Origin of the sequence: Duganella flavida (genome assembly GCF_009857445.1) — a bacterium.
GTDB lineage: Bacteria > Pseudomonadota > Gammaproteobacteria > Burkholderiales > Burkholderiaceae_D > Rugamonas > Rugamonas flavida.
Window position 1 is genome coordinate 57,593 of sequence record NZ_WWCN01000009.1, and the last position, 20,565, is coordinate 78,157.

Below are 20,565 nucleotides of genomic sequence, written 5' to 3' on the forward strand. Positions count from 1 at the left end.
CTTGCAGCTCAGGCTTCGCGCAGCGTTTGCAGCGGCGGCTGGCGCAGCACGTTGCGTAGTCCCAGCCAGCCGCCGGCGATGGCGCACAGCGCGCCGGCCAGCAGGCCGACCAGCCAGACCATCGGGCTAAAGCTCCATGCGAACTTGAACTGGTAGGTCGCCAGCGCCCAGCCCATCGCCGCCGCACCGCTGGCCGCCAGCACCCCAGACAGCGCGCCGACCAGCGAGAACTCGATCAACTGCGCTTGCGACAGCTGCTTGCGCGTCGCACCCAGCGCCCGCAGCAAGCCTGCTTCGCGCGTGCGCTCATCTTGTGATCCCATCAGCGCCGCGTACAGCACCAGCACACCGGAAGCCAGCGTGAAGACGAACAGGAACTCCACCGCCGTAATCACCTGATCCAGCACCGCCTGCACCTGGCGCAGAATGCCGCCCACATCGACGATGGTCAGATTGGGGAAATCACGCGTCAGCGTATTCATCACCGCACCCTGCCCTTGCGGCAGGTGGAAGGCAGTGATCCAGCTTTGCGACACTTCCGTCATCGCCGCAGGATTGATGATGGCGAAGAAGTTCACCCGCATCGAGCCCCAATCGAGCTTGCGGATGCTGGTGATGGTGACGTCAACCGGCGCACCGGCGATATCGAAGCGCAGCTTGTCGCCTAGCTTCCAGTTAAGCGTCTTGGCGATCCCCTGCTCCACAGAGACCTCGGGCAAGCCCGGTTTATCTTCGAACCATTTGCCGTCAACGATCTTGTTCCCGTCCTGCATTTGCGCCATCGTCGACAGATTGAATTCGCGGTCGGCCAGGCCTTTAGCGCGGTCGTCGGTGTAGGTCTCGGCGGTGACTGGCTTACCATTCACCTCAGTCAGGCGGCCGCGTATCATCGGGTACTGCGGCGCGATGCTCACGCCTGCTGCCTGCAAGCGCTGTGCGATTTCATTGCGCTGTTCCGGCTGGATGTTGATGATGAAGCGGTTCGGCGCATCGGCCGGCGTAGCGTTGCGCCATGCGGTCATCAGGTCGCCGCGCACCACCGTCAACACCAGCAGCGCCATCATGCCCAGCGCCAGCGAGACGATTTGCACGATGGTGGCGCCGGGGCGGCGCTGTAAAGACGTAATCGCAAAGCGCCAGCTTTGATGATTGATCACACCGCGCAGGGAGCGCAGCGATTTCAACCCTAGCCAGCCCACCAGCCCGAATACCGCAAACGCGCCAAGGAAGCCGAGCGCCGTGTACAGCGCCATCTTCCAATCGCCCGCTTGCCACAATAGCAGCGCGACGAAGCCCGCCATGCCGAAGCCGTAGGTCGCCAGCGCGCCCACTTGCGGCGCATCCTGCTCGCGGCGGATCACGCGGTTGTGCGGTACTTTGCGCAGCTGCAGAATCGGCGGCAGCGCAAATGCAGCCAGCAGCAGGATGCCGATGGCCAGGCCTTGCAGCGCCGGGTAGATGGTCGGCGCAGGCAGCTCACTGGACACCAGTGCACCCAGCACTTCCAGCAGCACGTAGTGGCCGCCGAAGCCGACCGCCACGCCGGCCGCGCTGCCCAGCAGGCCAACCAGCAGGAATTCGATCAGGTACATCATAGTGACCTGATTCTGCGTCAAACCGAGGCAGCGCAACATGGCGCAGGCATCGAGGTGGCGCTGCATGAAGCGACGCGCAGCCATCGCCACGGCGACTGCGGCCAGCATGGCCGACAGCAGGCCAACCAGCGACAGGAAGCGGTCCGCGCGTTCCAGCGTGGTTTGCATTTCAGGGCGGCCGTCCAGCGATTCCACGCGCACGCCCTTGATGTTGTTGTTCTTGATTTGCGCGTCCAGCCATTCCTGATAGGCCTTGGCGGCAGCAGCGCCGTTCTTCAGCGATGGCGGTGCTGCGGACAGCAGGCGGTAGTTCACGCGCGAGCCGGGCTGGATCAGGTTCGTCGCATCGAGGTCCGACAATGCAAACATCACGCGCGGCGCGAAGGCGAGGAAATTTGCGCCGCGATCCGGTTCAGCGGCGATCAGCTGCGTGATGGTGAAATTTTTATCGCCCAGTTTGAGCTGGTCGCCGACCTTGGCTTTCAGGCTGCCCAGCAGGCCCGGCTCCACCCAGACGGTGCCCGGTGCGGGCGATTCGGTGGCGGGCGTGCCGATACTTTGTTCGGCTTGCGCTGCGTCGGTGGTGATCTTCACCTTGCCGCGCAACGGGTAGCCGGGGCCGACGGCCTTCAGGGCCGCCAGTACAGAATTGGATTGCTCGCCCTCGCCCGCTTGCGCCATGCTGGGGAAGGTGATGGTGTCGGTCACCACCAAGCCACGCTGCACGGCTTGCGCGCGCCATTCGTCACGCACCGGCAAGTCGGCACTGATCGCAACGTCGGCGCCCAGCAGCTGGTGCGCATCGCGATCCAGCCCGCTGCGCAGGCGATCGATGAAGAAGCCGGTGGCCGACAACGCGGCCACGGCCACCGTCAGCGCGATCAGCAGAAAGCGCAACTGACCGGCGCGCCAATCGCGCGCGGTCATTTTCAGGGCGAGTTTGAACATTTAGATTTTTGCGAAGAAGGCGTCGACTTCGGCCAGGAACTTCTGCTTCTGCTCTTCCGGCAGGAAGGCAGCAACGAAGCCGTTGCGCGACAGGCGATGTGCGTGCGACAGGCCCAGTGGCAGCGCTTCAAAAGTAGCGATGAAGTTGTCGTTCATGTAGCCGCCGAAGTAGGCCGGGTCGTCCGAGTTCACGGTCGCCAGAATGCCAGCATCCAGCAGCTGCAGCAGGTTATGCTGCTCCATCTGGTCGAACACGCACAGCTTGATGTTGGACAGCGGGCACACCGTCAGCGCCATCTGCTCTTTCGCCAGACGGGCCGTCAGTTCAGCATCTTCGAGGCAACGCACACCGTGGTCGATACGCTCGACTTTCAGCGTATCCAACGCAGTGTAGATGTAGGCTGGCGGACCTTCTTCGCCTGCGTGTGCAACGAGACGCAAGCCCAGGTCACGGCAGCGTGCAAACACATTGGCAAACTTCTCCGGCGGATTGCCGACTTCCGACGAATCCAAGCCCACACCGATGAATTTATCGCGATACGGCAGCGCTGCCTCCAGCGTAGCAATCGCATCTTCTTCCGACAGGTGACGCAGGAAGCACAGGATCAGCGTGGCGCTGACCGGGCTGTCCTGACAGGCGCGGTAGATGCCGTCAATGACCACTTTGATATCCACGCCGCGCGCAGTGTGCGTTTGCGGGTCGAAGAAAATCTCGGTATGGCGCACATTGTCCGCCTCGGCGCGCTTGAGGTACGCCATCGTCATATCGTAGAAATCCTGTTCCTTCAACAGTACGCTGGCGCCAGCGTAGTAGATGTCGAGGAAGGACTGCAAATCGGTAAAGGCATACGCCGCGCGCAATTCTTCCACCGAGCCATACGCCAGCTTGACGCCATTGCGTTCGGCCAGCGCAAAGATCAGCTCCGGCTCCAGCGAGCCTTCGATATGGATGTGCAGCTCGGCTTTCGGCATTTGCTGCAAAACGCGGCGTAATTGATCGTTCAACATTTTTATTTTTTCCTGTTACTGGGTTACTGAATCGGGCCATCTTATCCCATGCGGCCACAGTACGTCAGCACATCTTTCAAAGGCATGATACTGTGGTGAAAACGCGCGAAAAAACCATGCGAAAAGTGCGTAGTTAATTCGATATTTCGCTTTTAAATCATGCTCTTACAAAAGAGTATTAACGATATTACGACATACCTTTTGACTTCCTGCACCAATAGCGCAATAATCAATTTCATAGACGTAAGAAGCGTTACGACGAACACATAAAAGCCGCCATCCGGCCATAAAGCCAGCTCATCGACACGGGCAATCCGTGTCACATAAAGGAAGCTGGCCAGAAGAAAAATAAGATTAAAAGGAATTATACGAACAGAGCCAAGGCAAAGCGAACTGCCGGTGACTCGTGACAAGCAGGTTTCCATCATTAAAGGACATTCAAATGACCATTTTTGACAACTACGCCGCACGATACGAACGCACTAAAGAAGAAGAGATGTCCATGAAGGAGTATCTCGAGCTGTGCAAGAAAGACCGGCTTACCTACGCCAGCGCCGCTGAACGCATGCTGGCTGCCATTGGCGAACCGACCCTGATCGATACCCGCAATGACACCCGGTTGTCACGTATCTTTGCGAATAAGGTCATCAAGATTTATCCGGCATTCCGCGAGTTTTACGGCACTGAAGAAGTCATCGAGCAAGTCGTTTCCTATTTCCGTCACGCGGCGCAAGGCCTGGAAGAGCGCAAGCAAATTCTTTATTTGCTGGGCCCGGTCGGCGGCGGTAAATCCTCGATTGCGGAAAAGCTGAAATCGCTGATGGAACATGTGCCCTTCTACTGCCTGAAGGGTTCGCCGGTGAATGAGTCGCCGCTTGGCCTGTTCAACGAAGAAGAGGATGGCACCATCCTTGAAGAAGACTACGGCATCCCGCGCCGCTACCTGCGCAATATTCCATCGCCGTGGGCGGTGAAGCGCCTGCACGAATTTAATGGCGACATCAATCAGTTCCGCGTGGTGCGGCGCTATCCGTCGGTGCTGAAGCAGGTTGCTATCTCCAAGACCGAACCGGGCGACGAAAACAATCAGGATATCTCTTCGCTGGTCGGTAAAGTCGATATCCGCAAGCTGGAAGATTATTCGCAGGACGATCCGGATGCCTACAGCTACTCGGGTGGTTTGTGCCTGGCCAACCAGGGCTTGATGGAGTTCGTCGAGATGTTCAAGGCGCCGATCAAAGTGCTGCACCCACTGCTGACTGCCACGCAGGAAGGCAACTACAAGGGCACAGAAGGCTTTGGCGCCATACCGTTTGACGGCATCGTGCTGGCGCACTCGAATGAGTCGGAATGGAAGACTTTCAAGAACAACCGTAACAACGAGGCTTTCCTCGACCGTATCTACATCGTCAAAGTGCCGTACTGCCTGCGCGTGACCGATGAGATCAAGATTTACGACAAGCTGCTATTCAACTCCTCGCTGTCCGCCGCGCCATGCGCACCGGGCACGCTGCGCATGATGGCGCAGTTTGCGATCCTCTCGCGGCTGAAAGATCCTGAGAACTCCAGTGTCTTCAGCAAGATGCTGGTGTACGACGGCGATAACCTCAAGGACACCGATCCGAAGGCCAAGTCGATCCACGAGTATGTCGACTATGCGGGCGTGGACGAAGGCATGAACGGGCTGTCGACGCGTTTTGCGTTCAAGATTTTGTCCAAGGTCTTCAACTTCGATAACACCGAGGTTGCGGCCAATCCGGTGCACCTGCTGTATGTGCTGGAGCAGCAGGTCGAGCGCGAGCAGTTCCCGCCGGAGCTGGAGCAGAAGTACTTCTCATACATCAAGGAGCACCTGGCGCAGAAATACGTGGAGTTCATCGGCAAGGAAATCCAGACTGCTTACCTCGAATCGTATTCGGAATACGGCCAGAATATCTTCGACCGCTACGTCACCTTTGCCGACTTCTGGATCCAGGACCAGGAATACCGCGATCCCGATACTGGCGAAAGCTTCGACCGCGAATCGCTGAACAACGAGCTGGAAAAAATCGAGAAGCCAGCCGGCATTTCGAATCCGAAGGACTTCCGTAACGAGATCGTCAACTTCGGCTTGCGCGCCCGTGCCAATAACGGCGGCAAGAATCCGGCGTGGACCAGCTACGAGAAGTTCCGCACCGTGATCGAGAAGAAGATGTTCTCCAACACCGAGGAACTGCTGCCGGTGATTTCGTTCAACGCCAAGGCCAGCGCGGAAGACGCCAACAAGCACGCCGACTTTGTCGCGCGCATGGTGGAGAAAGGCTACACGGCCAAACAAGTGCGCTTGCTGTGCGAATGGTATCTGCGCGTGAGGAAGTCGTCGTAATGTGACGTCGCAACTTGTAGGAGGCATCTTTTGACTTACCTCATCGACCGGCGTTTGCAAGGCAAGAACAAGTCCGCAGTCAACCGCGAGCGCTTCTTGCGGCGTTATAAGTCCCAGATCAAGGACGCGGTGGGACGTGCTATCAAAGGACGTTCCATCACCGACGTTGAGAACGGCGAAAAGGTCTCCATCCCTGTCAAGGATGTGAGTGAGCCCTCGTTTGGCCACGCCCACGGCGGCGTGTGGGAGGTGGTCAACCCGGGCAACCAGGAATACCTCAAGGGCGACCAGATCAACCGTCCCAAAGGCGGCGGTGGGTCAGGCCGCGGCAAGGCAGGCAATAGCGACCAGCTGACCGAGGACGATTTCATCTTCGAGCTGTCGCGCGAAGAGTTCATGAACTACTTCTTCGAAGACCTGGAACTGCCGCACATGGTCAAGACCCAGCTGACCGCCACCACCGATTTCAAACACCAGCGCGCCGGCTACAATATGTCCGGCACACCATCCAACATCCACGTGCTGCGCTCCCTGCGCGGTGCGTTGGGACGGCGCATCGCTGTCGGCGGCAATTCGCGCAAGCGCGTGATCGAAGCCGAGCGCGAACTGGAAGCGCTGCTGCTGGAAGGCGTGCCGCTGCAAGACCAGCGCGTGGTCGATTTGAAAAAGCTGATCCACCACTTGCATACACGCTTGCTGGCGATTCCGTTCATCGATCCGTTCGACCTGCGCTACACCAACCGCGTCAAGGTCCCCAAGCCGATGACGCAGGCGGTGATGTTCTGCATCATGGACGTTTCCGGCTCGATGGATGAAACCCGCAAGGACACCGCCAAGCGCTTCTTCATCCTGCTCTACCTGTTCCTCAAGCGGGTGTATGACAAGATTGAAGTGGTCTTCATCCGCCACCACACGGCTGCGGCCGAGGTGGACGAGGAAGAATTCTTCCACTCGCGCGAATCAGGCGGCACGGTGGTGTCGTCGGCGCTGCACCTGCTGGACAAGGTAATCGACGAACGCTATGGCGCCGGCAGCTACAACGCCTACGTGGCGCAAGCCTCGGACGGCGACAACTGGGACAACGACTCGGTGCTGTGCCGGCAGCTGCTCGTTAATACCATCATGCCCAAGGTGCAGTACTACACCTACGTCGAGATTACCGACGGTCCGCCACAGAATCTATGGGAGCAATATTCGCAGGTGCCGGATCACCATCCGCACTTCGCCATGCAAAAAATCGTCACGCCGGCTGATATCTATCCGGTGTTCCGTGAACTGTTCAAGAAACAGCCCAAATAATGAACGACATGACCGCTAAGCCGAGGCATCCGAACGCCCTGCCGGAGCAATCCGAGTGGACGTTTGAGCTGATCGAGCAGATACACCAGGAAATCCGCCGCGTGGCCGAGGGCTTCGGGCTGGATACGTATCCCAACCAATTGGAGATCATCACCGCCGAGCAGATGATGGATGCCTACACCTCGGTGGGCATGCCGGTCTCCTACAACCACTGGTCATTCGGCAAGCACTTCCTCAGCACTGAGAAAGGCTACAAGCGCGGGCAAATGGGGCTGGCCTACGAAATCGTGATCAACTCCAATCCCTGCATCGCCTACCTGATGGAGGAGAACAGCCTGACCATGCAGTCGCTGGTAATCGCACACGCGGCATATGGCCACAACTCCTTCTTCAAAGGGAACTACCTGTTCCGCACCTGGACCGACGCCGACGCCATCGTCGACTATATGGTGTTTGCCAAAAATTACATCGCCGAGTGCGAGCAGCGCCATGGCATCGACGCGGTGGAAACGCTGCTTGATTCCTGCCACGCCATTCAGAACTACGGTGTGGACCGCTACAAGCGGCCCGCCAAGCTGTCGCTGATGGAAGAGCGCGCGCGGCAGAAGGAACGCGAAGCCTATGTGCAGTCGCAGATCAACGACCTGTGGCGCACTTTGCCGCGCCGCGAGGAAGAAGAAGCCACCAAGGTCGCCAAGCGCTTCCCGCCCGAGCCAGAAGAGAACCTGCTGTACTTTATCGAGAAATACGCGCCGCTGCTGGAGCCATGGCAGCGCGAGATGGTGCGCATCGTGCGCAAGATTTCGCAGTACTTCTACCCGCAGCGCCAGACGCAGGTGATGAACGAGGGCTGGGCCACCTTCTGGCACTACACCATCCTCAACCAGTTGTACGATGAGGGCGTGATCGGCGATGGCTTCATGATGGAGTTCCTGAAGAGCCATACCAATGTGGTCTACCAGCCGCCGGTCAACAGCCCGTATTACAGCGGCATCAATCCCTACGCGCTGGGCTTTGCCATGATGACCGACATCCGCCGCATCTGCGAGCACCCGACCGACGAGGACCGCGAATGGTTCCCCGACATCGCCGGCAGCGATTGGCGCAAGACGCTGGACTTCGCGATGCGCAATTTTAAAGATGAAAGCTTTATCGCCCAGTATCTTTCGCCCAAGCTGATCCGCGAGTTCCACTTCTTTGCCGTGCTGGACGATGACAATAACGAGAAACTCAGTGTCTCCGCCATCCACGACGACCTTGGCTACCGCTACGTACGCCAGCAGCTGGCAGAACAATATAACCTTGGGAACCGTGAGCCCAACATCCAGGTCTGGTCGGTCAATACGCAAGACGACCGTGCGCTGACCTTGCGCCACAGCCAGTTCCAGCGCCGTCCGCTTAACCAGCAGGCCGGCGAAGTACTCAAGCACGTGGCCCGGCTGTGGGGCTTCGACGTGCACCTGGAGACTGTAGGCCCCAGCGGCGAAGTGGTCAGCACGCTGGAAGTGAAGCGGGAGAAACGCGGCCGCACTTTCTGACCCAACATATATATAGTGCTTTAGCAGGCTGCCTGGGTTCAGGCATGGCTCTTGCAAGGTGATAACCGGGGGTGGCGACGGCGCGCTACCTCCGGTTTTTTTCTTAAATGCACGGTGCGGGTATGAAGTCAATATTTTTCTTCAGCTACTTGTATAGTAGCCTGCGCAAGAATTTCATTAAAGAAACATTTACGACCAAATTATCAATTGTGCGTAGTAAAATTACCTGGATAAAATTCCGTTTTTGGCCTTAAGGGAAAACTAAGTAACGTCGTGGTGCGTCACCGCCCAAAAATGCGCCGGAGAGTCTTGTATATTGAGCCAGAACGGTGCAAAGGGAGCGCTACCATATAGGAAAACCCTATGAAATTTAACCGGTTTTAGGGATGAAAATTCTATGTAAAATCAAGAATTCGTATGTATAATTCGCCGACGTCCCGGATGCGGCTGTTGTTTTGTGTCGCCATTTTGGGGTTTAAGTAGCACCAAAGAGAGTTGGTATTGGAGAAAGCAGGCATGAATTTCACGCACAACGAAAAAAGCACCGGGAAGAACTTTACAGGCATAACCATTGTCGTTTTGTTGCACTTGCTGGTCGCTTATGGGATCGTGACGGGCCTTGGTAAACGCCTGGTGGCCAAAATGGTCGCACCAGTGGAGACCAAGATCATCGAGGAGGTGAAACCTCCTCCACCGAAAGAGCTCCCACCACCGCCACCTCCGCCAGAGATGAAGGCACCACCACCGCCATTCATCCCGCCAGTTGAGGTGAACGTGCAGCAGCCACCACCGCCGAATAACACGATCGCCAACGCGACCAACGTGAAACCGGCAAACACGGATATCCGTCCGGCACCACCAGCACAGCCAGCTCCGGCTCCTGGTCCTGCCAAAACCGGCGTCCGTACGGCGGCTGTAGTCGACTTCAGCACCTGCGCTAAGCCAGAATGGCCGAAGTCGTCGCTGCGTAACGAAGAAACCGGTACCGTTCAGCTGTCGTTCCTGATTGCAGCCGACGGTCGCGTGGCAGATTCTAAAGTTGTGAAGTCGAGCGGCTTTAGGGATCTGGATAAAGCTGCGGTCGCTGGTATCACGAAGTGCCGCTTCAAACCGGCAACTGAAGACGGCGTACCAAAAGAAGGCTGGCAGCAGATGCAATACGTCTGGACGCTGGAGTAAAACCGAGACAGACCATCGTCTCAATTAGTAATTTCGTTGTCATTACGCCAGCGATCTGATTATTTTATCAATTTGGAGGAAGCATGTTTAAGAATACCCGTTTGTCCGCTGTACTGGCCGCTGTGCTGTTCTCGGTGACCGCAGCCACCGCCCTGGTGAGCGCCCCTGCCTTCGCGCAAGAGCAAGCCTCGGCAGCCGCTTCGGCTCCAGCAGCTGCGCCAGCAGCGGATGCGGCAGCAGCACCAGCAGCTGAAGCTCCAGCAGCACCTGCAGCTAAAGGCGGTAAAGAAGAAGTGGAAAATCCATACGGCTTCGCTGCTGTGTGGGAAGCTGGCTTCGTGTCGCGCGGCACCCTGATCATCCTGTCGCTGATGTCGATGGGTTCGTGGTACATCATCATCACCAAACTGATCGACCAGACCAAGATCTTCAAACAATCGAAAGAGTCGTCGGCCAAGTTCTGGAAAGCTTCGTCGATCGCTGCTGGTTCGGCTTCGCTGACCGAAGGTTCGCCATTCCGCTTCATCGCTGAAACCGGCACCAAGGCAACCGCTCACCACGACGGCGCCCTGCTGGAACAAATCGACCTGTCGACCTGGGTGACCATGTCGATCCAACGCGCTGTTGATAAAGTTCAATCGCGTCTGCAAGACGGCCTGTCGTTCCTGGCAACCGTGGGTTCGACCGCACCGTTCATCGGTCTGTTCGGTACCGTGTGGGGTATTTACAATGCACTGATCGCGATCGGCATGTCGGGTAACGCATCGATCGACAAAGTAGCAGGCCCAGTGGGTGAAGCACTGATCATGACCGCATTTGGTCTGTTCGTTGCAGTTCCAGCCGTTCTGGGTTACAACTGGCTGGTACGTCGTAACAAGTCGGCAATGGAAGACGTACGTGCTTTCTCGGCTGACGTACACTCGGTCCTGATCTCGGGCGCAATGTCGACCGCAACCGGCTCCAAAAAAGTAGGCTAATTAATCATGTCCATGTCCGTAGGCTCCGATAGCGGAGACGAAGATCAAGTCATGTCGGAAATCAACACGACGCCCCTCGTGGACATCATGTTGGTTCTGCTGATTATCTTCCTGATCACGAGCCCGGTTGTGCTGAAGCTGATTAAAATTCAGCTGCCAGAGGAAACCAACCAGGTTATCCAGACCAAGCCTGAAGACGTCAACATCGTTGTCAGCAAAGATGGCGACATCTATTGGAACCAGCGCAAAATGCGCGACGCCAATGAGCTGTTCGACAATCTGAAGGTGGAAGCTGTGAAATTGCCTCAGCCGGAAGTACATGTACGTGGCGACCAAGAAACCCGCTACGAAGCAATCGGCAAGGTTATTTACACTACCCAGCGTGCTGGTATTCAGAAGGTCGGCTTCATCACCGAACCGCCTGATAAGGGTTAATTCCCGACAGTGCATCGCAGGCCTGTAGTTCAGGCCTGCCCTTCTAAAAAGGAAATATTCATGAGTATGAGTGTCGGCTCTCCATCCGCAGGCGCGGATCCGGAACCAATGATGGAAATGAATATGACGCCCCTCATCGACGTGATGCTGGTGCTGATTATCATGATGATCATTACGATTCCGAAGGCCAACCATTCGGTCAACCTGAACATGCCGGTCGGTACCCCACCGCCGCCAACCAAGGAACCAGTGGTCATTACGATTGACGTCGACTTCGACGGTACGATTCTGTGGGATAACGCAGTGGTTCCTGACCGCGGCACCCTGGAAGCGAAACTGACCGATGTCGCAGCGCAAGCTGACCAGCCGGAAGTGCATCTGCGTCCGAACAAGCTGGTGTCGTACAAGGTCGTAGCAGGCGTGATGGCTTCGGCTCAGCGTCTGGGCGTGACCAAGATTGGTCTGGTCGGTAACGAACAGTTCCAATAATCAGTCCATGTACAATAATAGGCAGGACCATCCTGCCTATTTTCGTTTTTTGATGAAAGAAAACCCACCCATGTCCAAGTTTCGTCTCGCTCATCTCGGCCTGGTAATGGCCGCTATTGGTTTTACTGCAGCAGCCCCTATCGCAGGTTTCTCGTCGGTCGCCTACGCAGCAGAAACGGTGCGCGCAGAAATCGGCAAACCATTGCAAGAAGCACAGAAACTGGCCGCAGCCGGCAAGAATAAAGAAGCGCTGGCTAAACTGAAAGAAACCGACGCTGTCGGCGGCAAAACCGCCAACGAAACCTACCTGATCGAGCGCACCCGTGCCTCGGCTGCAGTTGCTGCCGGCGATAACGACGCCGCCGCTAAAGCCTTTGAATCGGTACTGAACTCCGGCAAGCTGTCGCCTGCCGAATCGCCAAAATTCGCTGAAGCCCTGGCCGGCATCTACTACCGCGCCAAGGACTATCCAAAAGCCATCAACGCCTTCCAGCGCGTCCTGAAGGAAAATCCGGGCAACACCCAGGCCCAGGAATACATCGTCCAGATCTACTACACCTCGGGCAAATACGCTGAGGCGGCCAAAGAACTGCAAAACGCCAAAAGCCTGAACGAGAACCAGCTCGGCATGCTGGCCAACATCCAGCTGAAGCAGAACGACAAGGCCGGCTACGTGCAGACGCTGGAAAAGATGGCTGCTTCGTATCCGAAAGCACAAACCTGGGCCGACCTGCTGCAACGCGTGCAGACCAAGCCAGGCTTCTCGTCGACCCTGTCGCTGGACCTGCTGCGCCTGCGCCTGCAACTGGGCCTGCTGTCCAAGCCTAACGAGTACATGGAAATGAGCCAGCTGGCCCTGCAAGCCGGCAACCCGGCCGAAGCCATCAAGATCATCGACCAAGGCTACAAAAAAGGCGCCCTGGGCACCGGCTCCGACGCCGCCCGCCACCAGCGCCTGAAAGACCTGGCCGCCAAGACCCAGACCGAGTTCGACGCCAAGCAAGCTGCTGCTGAAGCCGAAGCTGTAAAAGCCAAGGATGCTGACGCGCTGGCCAATATGGGCTACGCACTGGTGTCGTCCGGTAAAGCCGACAAGGGTCTGGCGCTGATCGACCAAGCCATCAAGCTGGGCACCGCCAAGAATCCTGACGCAGTTAAACTGCACCAGGGCCTGGCCCAGAACATCGCTGGCAAGAAAGCTGCTGCGCTGGCGACCCTGAAATCGGTTAAAGGTACCGACGGTACCGGCGACCTGGCCCGCTACTGGGTCATGAACATTAACCGCCCACTGTAATATTCGGGCAGTGACTGCGCCAAGCGCTGACCGGTCCCGCCGGCAGCGCTTTTTTTTCGCTTTGAGGGTTTGCCCGTATAATCCCCTATTTGCGATAGTTTTCCCCAGATTCCCATGAAGGTATTTCGAGGTCTTCCCAATGCAGCGGCGCGTGCGCCCTGCGCGCTCACGATCGGCAACTTTGACGGCGTCCACCTCGGCCACCAGGCTTTGCTGGCCCGCGTGCGCGCTGCCGCCGACCGCCTGGGCCTGGAAGCGGCCGTGATGACCTTCGAACCGCACCCGCGCGAATTCTTCGCCCACAAATTGGGCGACCTGTCGAAAGCTCCGGCCCGCATCGCCAACCTGCGCGACAAGCTGCAATCGCTGTCCGACAACGGCATCGACCGCGTCATCGTCGAACACTTCTCCTCCTCCTTTGCGGCGCTGACGCCGCAGGAGTTCACCGAGAAAGTGCTGGTCGAAGGCTTGCACGTGAAATGGCTGATGGTCGGCGACGACTTCTGCTACGGCGCGCGCCGCGCCGGCAATGTGCAAATGCTGCTGGAAGCGGGCCAAAAGTACGGCTTCCACGTCGAGACCCTGCCGACAGTGATGAACGGCAGCACCCGCATCTCCTCCTCCGCTGTGCGCGAAGCGCTGCACGCGGGCGAGTTTGAACACGCCGACGCACTGCTGGGCCATCCTTACGCCATCTCCGGCCACGTGATCCACGGCCAGAAACTGGGCCGCACGCTGGGCTTCCCGACCCTGAACCTGCGCGTGCCGCATCGCCCGGCGCTGTCGGGCATCTTCATCGTGCAGGTGCACGGTTTGAGCGCGCAGCCGCTGCCCGCCGTGGCCAGCCTGGGCGTGCGCCCGACCGTGGAAGACAGCGGCCGCGTGCTGCTGGAAGTGCACATCTTCGACTTCGCGCAGAACTGCTACGGCAAGCAAGTGCGCGTCGAGTTCCTGCAAAAAATACGCGACGAAGAAAAATACGTCGACCTGCCGACGCTGACCGCCGCCATCGACAATGACGCGTCCATCGCCCGCGCCTTCTTTGCTAAGCGCGCCACCGACCGAATTTGACCGCGCGATTAAGCTACGCGCGCCGGCTACACAAAATACCTGAACACATACACTGATCGAATACCATGTCCGATAACAAAAACGCAAAAAAGCCTGAAAGCAAATACCCGGTCAACATGACCGAAACCCCGTTCCCAATGCGCGGCGATATGGCCAAGCGCGAGCCGAACTGGGTTCAGCAATGGCAAACCAAGAAAATCTACGAGCGTGTGCGCAAAGCTGCCGCCGGCCGTCCTAAGTTCATCCTGCACGACGGTCCTCCGTACGCCAACGGCGACATCCACATCGGCCACGCCGTCAACAAGATCCTGAAAGACATGGTGGTCAAAGCCCGCACCTTCGCCGGCTACGACGCGCCTTACGTGCCGGGCTGGGATTGCCACGGCATGCCGATCGAGATTCAGATCGAAAAACAATACGGCAAGAACCTGCCAACCGCCGACGTGCTGACCAAGGCCCGCGCCTACGCGCTGGAACAGGTTGATCGCCAGCGCAAGGACTTCATCCGCCTCGGCGTGCTGGGTGAATGGCAGAACCCTTACCTGACCATGAACTACTCCAACGAGGCCGACGAACTGCGCGCCCTCGGCCAGATGCTGGAAAAAGGCTATGTATATCGCGGCCTGAAGCCGGTCAACTGGTGTTTCGACTGCCAGTCCGCACTGGCGGAAGCGGAAGTGGAATACCAGGACAAGCGCGATCCAGCCATCGACGTCGGCTTCAAGTTTGCCGAATTCGACAAGCTGTCGGCCGCCTTTGGCCTCGATAAGCTGCCGACCGAGAACGGCTTCATCGTCATCTGGACCACCACACCATGGACCATCCCGTCCAACCAGGCACTGAACGTGAACCCGGAAGTGATCTACTCGCTGGTGCAAACCGAGCGTGATGACCAACCACTGCTGCTGATCCTGGCGCAAGACCTGGTGGAAGCCAGCCTGGCGCGCTTCAAGCTGGAAGGCACCACCATCGCCACCGCGCACGGCGCGGCGCTGGCAGGCATCAGCTTCCGTCACCCGTTGCACGCGGCCGATCCGTTCTTTGATCGCCTGTCGCCGATGTACCTGGCCGACTACGTGACCACCGAAAGCGGTACCGGCGTGGTGCACTCGGCGCCAGCCTACGGCCTGGACGACTTTATCTCCTGCCGCGCACACGGCATGAAGGACGAGAACATCCTGACCCCGGTGATGGGCGACGGTAAGTACGCCTCTACGCTGCCGCTGTTCGGCGGCCTGACCATCTGGGAAGCCTCCAAACCAATCTGCAACGCGCTGAAAGAAGCCGGCGCCCTGTTCGAACTGAAGATGTTCGATCACAGCTACATGCACTGCTGGCGTCACAAGTCGCCGATCATCTACCGCGCCACCTCACAATGGTTCGCGGGCATGGACGTGCATCCGAAAGATGGCGGCGCCACGCTGCGCCAGGCCGCACTGGCCGGCATCGAACAGACCGAATTCTTCCCGGACTGGGGCAAGGCGCGCCTGCACGGCATGATCGCCAACCGTCCTGACTGGACCCTGTCGCGCCAGCGCCAGTGGGGTGTGCCGATGGCCTTCGTGGTTCACAAGGAAACCGGCGCGCTGCATCCGCGCACGCCAGAGCTGCTGGAGCAAGTGGCGAAGCTGATCGAAAAAGGCGGCATCGACGCATGGCAGGCACTGGACCTGAAAGACTTGATCGGCGACGAAGCGGACCTGTACATCAAAAATAAAGACACGCTGGACGTCTGGTTCGACTCCGGTTCGACCCACCAGACCGTGCTGCGCGGCTCGCACAAAGAACAGTCGCCCTTCCCTGCCGACCTGTATCTGGAAGGCTCGGACCAGCACCGCGGCTGGTTCCACTCGTCGCTGCTGACGTCCTCGATGCTGAACGGCTCCGCGCCGTACAAGGCGCTGCTGACCCACGGCTTCGTGGTCGACGGCGAAGGCAAGAAGATGTCCAAGTCGATCGGTAACACCATCGCGCCGCAAGATGTGTGGAACAAACTGGGCGCCGACATGCTGCGCCTGTGGGTGGCATCGACCGACTACACCGGCGAACTGTCGATCTCCGACGAGATCCTGAAACGCGTGACCGAATCGTATCGCCGCATCCGCAACACCCTGCGCTTCCTGCTGGCCAATCTGTCGGACTTCGATTTCGCCAAGGACGCCGTACCGGTGGCCGAGCTGCTGGAGATCGACCGCTACGCCATCGCCAACATGGCGCAGCTGCAGAAGGAAATCGAAGCGCACTATATGCAGTATGAGTTCCAGCCGGTTTACTCCAAGCTGCAGAACTACTGCTCGGAAGATCTGGGCGGCTTCTACCTGGACATCCTGAAGGACCGCCTGTACACCACCGGCGTGACGTCGGCGTCGCGCCGCTCGGCACAAACCGCGCTGTATCACCTGACCCAAAGCCTGCTGCGTTTGATGGCGCCTGCGCTGTCCTTCACCGCCGAAGAAGCATGGGAAATCTTCGCCGGCGCCGAAGGCTGGAAAGCCAGCGACGAAACCATCTTCACGCAGACCTGGTGGCAGCTGCCGGAACTGGCCGATGCAGAAGCCCTGCTGGCCAAGTACACCGCCGTGCGCACCGTGCGTACCGACGTCACCAAGCAGCTGGAAGACTTGCGCACCTCGGGCGCGATTGGCTCGTCGCTGCAAGCGGAACTGAGCATCAAGGCTGCAGGCGAGAAGTTCAAAGTCCTGGCAAGCCTGGAAGATGATCTGAAGTTCATCTTCATCACCTCGCTGGCATCGGTGACTGAAGTGGCATCGGAAGCGGAAGAAGCAGTCGCTGTGGCGGCATCGAAGGCAGAGAAGTGCGAGCGTTGCTGGCACTACCGCGCCGACGTTGGCGCCCACGCCGACCACCCTACCCTGTGCGGCCGCTGCCACAGCAACCTGTTTGGTGCGGGCGAAAAACGCAAGTTCGCTTAAGATATGGCCCGTCGCTCCCGCGCAGGCGGGAGCCCATGCTGAGCCGAGTGCGGATGCTCAGCATGGATTCCCGCCGGTGCGGGAATGACGACTAGACCGCTGCCTGTAACCGACTAACTCATGGCCACCAAAAAAATCTTCCCAACCAAGTCCTCGGCTAGCCTGACGCCGTGGCTGTGCATCGCTGCCCTCGTCATCCTGATCGACCAGCTGACCAAGATCACCATCACCAAGACCTTCCAGCTGGGCGAAGAAAAATTCATCACTTCGTTCTTCAACCTGGTGCTGGCTTATAACAAGGGCGCGGCCTTCAGCTTCCTCGGCAATGCCGGCGGCTGGCAGCGTTACTTCTTCACCGCCATCGGCATCGGTGCGGCACTGTTCATCGTCTACCTGCTGAAAAAGCACGCTGGCCAGCGCATGTTCTCGTGGGCGCTGTCGCTGATCCTGGGCGGCGCGTTGGGCAATGTGATCGACCGCCTGCTGTACGGCCACGTCGTCGACTTCCTCGATTTCCACTGGGCCGGCATCGGCCACTTCCCGGCGTTTAACGTCGCCGATTCGGCGATCTGCATCGGCGCCGGCTTGTTCATCCTGGACGAACTGCGCCGGGTGAACCGCTAACAGGGAGCAGCATCATGATGGAACTGACTGGTAAAAAAATCGTCCTCGGCCTGTCCGGCGGCGTGGCCTGCTACAAGGCTGCGGAATTGTGCCGTGCCTTCACCAAGGCCGGCGCTTCGGTGCAGGTAGTGATGACCGAAGCGGCCACCCACTTCATCACGGCCGTCACCATGCAGGCGCTGTCGGGCCGCCCGGTGTTCACCGATCAGTGGGACCCGCGCGTCAACAACAACATGGCCCACATCGACGTTACGCGCGATGCGGACGCCGTCATCATCGCTCCCTGCTCGGCGGACTTCATCCGCAAGCTGGCGCACGGCGCTTGCGACGACCTGCTGTCGACCATGTGCGTGGCACGTCCGCGCACCGTGCCGCTGTTGATCGCGCCGGCCATGAACGTGGAAATGTGGCAGAACCCTGCCACCCAGCGAAACGTGCAGCAGCTGCGCGACGACGGCGTAACCATCTTCGGCCCTGCGGCCGGCGACCAGGCTTGCGGCGAGGTAGGCCTGGGCCGCATGCTGGAACCGGAACAGCTGCTGGAAGAAGTGATTGCCGCCTTCCAGCCCAAAGTTTTGGCCGGTAAGCGCATCATGATTACCGCCGGCCCGACCTTCGAGCCGATCGATCCGGTGCGCGGCATCACCAATCTGTCCTCGGGCAAGATGGGCTACGCCGTGGCGCGTGCTGCGCGTGAAGCCGGCGCTGAAGTGATGCTGGTGTCCGGCCCTGTCACACTGCCGGTGCCATTCGGCGTGCAGCGCGTCAGCGTGCAAAGCGCGCAGCAAATGTTTGATGCGGTGATGGCCGATGTCGATCACCAGCACATTTTCATCGCCGTGGCAGCGGTGGCCGACTGGCGCATCGCCAACGCCAGCGACCAGAAACTGAAGAAGAATCCAAACGGCACCGCACCGGACCTGAAGTTCGAGCAGAACCCGGACATCCTCGCCACCGTGGCAGCGCGCACCAACCTGGCAGGCCATCCGTACTGCGTGGGCTTTGCCGCAGAATCGGAAAATCTGGTGCAGTTCGGCGCCGACAAGCGCGAGAAAAAAGGTATCCCCCTGCTAGTAGGGAATATCGGCCACCATACCTTCGGCCAGGACGACAATACCATCATCCTGTTCGATGAAAACGGCCACACGATTCTGCCGCGTGCCGACAAACTGACCTTGGCGCGCCAATTGATTTCCGAGATCTCGAAACGAATCTCCCAACATTCCCTGTTTGCTAAATAAATGAAAAACGTTGACGTTAAAATCTTAGACCCTCGCATGAAAGACCAGCTGCCGGCGTACGCAACGCCGGGTTCCGCTGGCCTGGACCTGCGCGCTTGCATCGACGCGCCGATGGTGATTGAAGCCGGCCAGACCGTGCTGATTCCAACCGGCCTGGCGATCCACGTGGGCGATCCTGGCTATGCGGCCATGATCCTGCCACGCAGCGGCATGGGCCACAAAAACGGCATCGTGCTGGGGAATCTGGTAGGCTTGATTGACTCCGACTATCAGGGCCAGTTGATGATCTCGACCTGGAACCGCGGCCACAGCGCCTTCACGCTGCAACCGATGGAACGCCTGGCACAGCTGATCATCGTACCGGTGCTGCAAGTCGGCTTTAACGTGGTTGAAGAATTCGACACCAGCGAACGCGGTGTCGGTGGTTTCGGCAGCACGGGCAAACACTAACAAAGAATGGAGACGGAGCACAGGGATGAACAAGACGAATAAATTTGGCACTTTATCCCTCGTTGTGGCGAGCGCCCTGCTGTCCGCCTGCTCCTCTTTCCAATCCAAGCCGGCGGCGCCCGAACCTGCGCCCGCAGTGGTCAGCAGCGTGACCGAAGCACCGCCGGAAGTCACCGCAAAGATGGCCGCCGCGCGCGCGCAACTAAGCCAGATGGTGGCCTTGCAGGATCGCTTGTACCGCATTGCCGGTCCCCTGCTGATCAACAACGCGGACCTGTGCCGCTCGCAGGCGCGCAACCTGCTCGGCTTCACCGCCAAAAACAAATACTCCTACACCGGCGAATTCGTCGACGCTGCGCAAGCAGTGCTGAATTATGGTGACCGTCTTGAAGTCGCCAGCGTGCTGTCCGGCAGCGGCGCCGCGCGCGCGGGCTTGCGCAAGGGTGACGCGCTGATCGCCGCCAACGGCAAGGTGCTGCCGATCGGCGCCAACGCCGAAACGCAGGCTGCTGCCATTCTCGGTCCGCTGGCCAGCAGCAGCCAGTCGCTGGACCTGACCGTGGCACGCGGCGGCAGCAACCAGCAGCTCAAAGTGCCGGTCACGCGCGCTTGCGCCTTCAAGATCGACATCGGCAACTCCGACAACGTCAACGCCTATTCCGACGGCCAGCGCGTGCTGATCACGCGCGGCATGGTCAACTTCGCGCAGAGCGACGAAGCCATCGCCTATGTGCTGGCCAAAGACATCGCCCACAATGTACTGGGCCATGCGGCCGTTACCAAGCAGGCCTACACGGTCGGCAGCATCATCGACAACCTGGTGGCCGTGCGTCCCGACCTGTCGATGCTGATCGGAACCGCCGGCGTGAAGCCGATGCCGCAGGACCTGGACTCCGCTGCCGACTACCTGTCGCTGTACATGGTGGCGCGCGCAGGCTACAGCGTGGAAGGCGCGCACGCCTTCTGGCAGCGCCTCGCCGCCCAGTATCCGGCTACCGTCTTGAATGGCTATGTCGCCAACCATCCGGCGACGTCCTACCGCTTGACGGTGATCGACAAGACCGTCGCCGACATCCGCAGCAAGCAAGCGGGCAAGCGTCCGCTGGTTCCTTGAGGAGC

At 59.0% G+C, this 20,565-nt stretch carries 16 protein-coding genes; 14 read left to right on the plus strand and 2 right to left on the minus strand.

The features are described 5' to 3' along the window. Nucleotides 1-8 precede the first annotated feature (8 nt). Both GTP46_RS15280 and GTP46_RS15285 read right to left on the minus strand, forming a co-directional pair. Nucleotides 9-2,543, minus strand: a complete 2,535-nt coding sequence (locus tag GTP46_RS15280) for an ABC transporter permease (RefSeq protein ID WP_161007503.1) — start codon at nucleotides 2,541-2,543, stop codon at nucleotides 9-11. After that, entirely contained in the window at nucleotides 2,544-3,551 is a 1,008-nt protein-coding gene (locus tag GTP46_RS15285) for an adenosine deaminase (RefSeq protein ID WP_161007504.1), read from the minus strand. Between the two features lie 442 nt (nucleotides 3,552-3,993). Between GTP46_RS15285 and GTP46_RS15290 the strand changes: the two genes are divergently transcribed. The 14 genes from GTP46_RS15290 (at nucleotide 3,994) to GTP46_RS15355 (ending at nucleotide 20,560) form a co-directional block, all read left to right on the plus strand. Beyond that, nucleotides 3,994-5,916 carry a PrkA family serine protein kinase gene (locus GTP46_RS15290; protein WP_161007505.1) on the plus strand — a complete coding sequence of 641 codons (1,923 nt, stop codon included), beginning with the start codon at nucleotides 3,994-3,996 and terminating at the stop codon, nucleotides 5,914-5,916. A 30-nt stretch (nucleotides 5,917-5,946) separates the two neighbouring features. Continuing rightward, on the plus strand, nucleotides 5,947-7,215 hold the full coding sequence (locus GTP46_RS15295; protein WP_161007506.1) for a YeaH/YhbH family protein: 1,269 nt from the start codon (nucleotides 5,947-5,949) through the stop codon (nucleotides 7,213-7,215). Continuing rightward, nucleotides 7,215-8,753 carry a SpoVR family protein gene (locus GTP46_RS15300; protein WP_161007507.1) on the plus strand — a complete coding sequence of 513 codons (1,539 nt, stop codon included), beginning with the start codon at nucleotides 7,215-7,217 and terminating at the stop codon, nucleotides 8,751-8,753. The genes GTP46_RS15295 and GTP46_RS15300 overlap by 1 nt, the downstream gene beginning before the upstream one ends. Nucleotides 8,754-9,269: 516 nt before the next feature. Then, entirely contained in the window at nucleotides 9,270-9,932 is a 663-nt protein-coding gene (locus GTP46_RS15305; protein WP_161007508.1) for an energy transducer TonB, read from the plus strand. A gap of 83 nt (nucleotides 9,933-10,015) precedes the next feature. Beyond that, nucleotides 10,016-10,909 (plus strand): MotA/TolQ/ExbB proton channel family protein, encoded by an 894-nt coding sequence (locus GTP46_RS15310; protein WP_202414290.1) that lies wholly within the window; start codon nucleotides 10,016-10,018, stop codon nucleotides 10,907-10,909. Between the two features lie 6 nt (nucleotides 10,910-10,915). After that, nucleotides 10,916-11,344 carry an ExbD/TolR family protein gene (locus GTP46_RS15315; RefSeq protein WP_161007509.1) on the plus strand — a complete coding sequence of 143 codons (429 nt, stop codon included), beginning with the start codon at nucleotides 10,916-10,918 and terminating at the stop codon, nucleotides 11,342-11,344. Between the two features lie 60 nt (nucleotides 11,345-11,404). Beyond that, nucleotides 11,405-11,833: an ExbD/TolR family protein gene (locus GTP46_RS15320; protein WP_202414291.1), complete on the plus strand. Its 429-nt coding sequence runs from the start codon at nucleotides 11,405-11,407 to the stop codon at nucleotides 11,831-11,833. Nucleotides 11,834-11,903: 70 nt separating this feature from the next. Next, entirely contained in the window at nucleotides 11,904-13,127 is a 1,224-nt protein-coding gene (locus tag GTP46_RS15325) for a tetratricopeptide repeat protein (RefSeq protein WP_229258962.1), read from the plus strand. 114 nt (nucleotides 13,128-13,241) lie between these two features. Further along, a complete protein-coding gene (locus GTP46_RS15330) occupies nucleotides 13,242-14,198 on the plus strand; it encodes a bifunctional riboflavin kinase/FAD synthetase (RefSeq protein ID WP_161007511.1) in 957 nt (318 codons plus the stop codon). Between the two features lie 65 nt (nucleotides 14,199-14,263). Next, entirely contained in the window at nucleotides 14,264-17,131 is a 2,868-nt protein-coding gene (ileS, locus tag GTP46_RS15335) for an isoleucine--tRNA ligase (RefSeq protein WP_161007512.1), read from the plus strand. A 120-nt stretch (nucleotides 17,132-17,251) separates the two neighbouring features. Continuing rightward, a complete protein-coding gene (gene lspA, locus GTP46_RS15340) occupies nucleotides 17,252-17,755 on the plus strand; it encodes a signal peptidase II (RefSeq protein WP_161007513.1) in 504 nt (167 codons plus the stop codon). Nucleotides 17,756-17,772: 17 nt separating this feature from the next. Further along, on the plus strand, nucleotides 17,773-18,996 hold the full coding sequence (gene coaBC / locus GTP46_RS15345) for a bifunctional phosphopantothenoylcysteine decarboxylase/phosphopantothenate--cysteine ligase CoaBC (RefSeq protein WP_202414300.1): 1,224 nt from the start codon (nucleotides 17,773-17,775) through the stop codon (nucleotides 18,994-18,996). Further along, on the plus strand, nucleotides 18,997-19,446 hold the full coding sequence (gene dut / locus GTP46_RS15350; RefSeq protein WP_161007515.1) for a dUTP diphosphatase: 450 nt from the start codon (nucleotides 18,997-18,999) through the stop codon (nucleotides 19,444-19,446). It abuts the gene before it with no gap. Between the two features lie 25 nt (nucleotides 19,447-19,471). Continuing rightward, a complete protein-coding gene (locus tag GTP46_RS15355; protein ID WP_161007516.1) occupies nucleotides 19,472-20,560 on the plus strand; it encodes a M48 family metallopeptidase in 1,089 nt (362 codons plus the stop codon). Nucleotides 20,561-20,565 lie beyond the last annotated feature (5 nt).

What these genes read in the sequence shown, in the direction of transcription:
- GTP46_RS15280 (WP_161007503.1), bottom strand. Translation starts at nt 2,543, where the DNA reads ATGTTCAAACTCGCCCTGAAAATGACCGCGCGCGATTGGCGCGCCGGT.
- GTP46_RS15285 (WP_161007504.1), bottom strand. Translation starts at nt 3,551, where the DNA reads ATGTTGAACGATCAATTACGCCGCGTTTTGCAGCAAATGCCGAAAGCC.
- GTP46_RS15290 (WP_161007505.1), top strand. Translation starts at nt 3,994, where the DNA reads ATGACCATTTTTGACAACTACGCCGCACGATACGAACGCACTAAAGAA.
- GTP46_RS15300 (WP_161007507.1), top strand. Translation starts at nt 7,215, where the DNA reads ATGAACGACATGACCGCTAAGCCGAGGCATCCGAACGCCCTGCCGGAG.
- GTP46_RS15305 (WP_161007508.1), top strand. Translation starts at nt 9,270, where the DNA reads ATGAATTTCACGCACAACGAAAAAAGCACCGGGAAGAACTTTACAGGC.
- GTP46_RS15310 (WP_202414290.1), top strand. Translation starts at nt 10,016, where the DNA reads ATGTTTAAGAATACCCGTTTGTCCGCTGTACTGGCCGCTGTGCTGTTC.
- GTP46_RS15315 (WP_161007509.1), top strand. Translation starts at nt 10,916, where the DNA reads ATGTCCATGTCCGTAGGCTCCGATAGCGGAGACGAAGATCAAGTCATG.
- GTP46_RS15320 (WP_202414291.1), top strand. Translation starts at nt 11,405, where the DNA reads ATGAGTATGAGTGTCGGCTCTCCATCCGCAGGCGCGGATCCGGAACCA.
- GTP46_RS15325 (WP_229258962.1), top strand. Translation starts at nt 11,904, where the DNA reads ATGTCCAAGTTTCGTCTCGCTCATCTCGGCCTGGTAATGGCCGCTATT.
- GTP46_RS15330 (WP_161007511.1), top strand. Translation starts at nt 13,242, where the DNA reads ATGAAGGTATTTCGAGGTCTTCCCAATGCAGCGGCGCGTGCGCCCTGC.
- ileS (WP_161007512.1), top strand. Translation starts at nt 14,264, where the DNA reads ATGTCCGATAACAAAAACGCAAAAAAGCCTGAAAGCAAATACCCGGTC.
- lspA (WP_161007513.1), top strand. Translation starts at nt 17,252, where the DNA reads ATGGCCACCAAAAAAATCTTCCCAACCAAGTCCTCGGCTAGCCTGACG.
- coaBC (WP_202414300.1), top strand. Translation starts at nt 17,773, where the DNA reads ATGGAACTGACTGGTAAAAAAATCGTCCTCGGCCTGTCCGGCGGCGTG.
- dut (WP_161007515.1), top strand. Translation starts at nt 18,997, where the DNA reads ATGAAAAACGTTGACGTTAAAATCTTAGACCCTCGCATGAAAGACCAG.
- GTP46_RS15355 (WP_161007516.1), top strand. Translation starts at nt 19,472, where the DNA reads ATGAACAAGACGAATAAATTTGGCACTTTATCCCTCGTTGTGGCGAGC.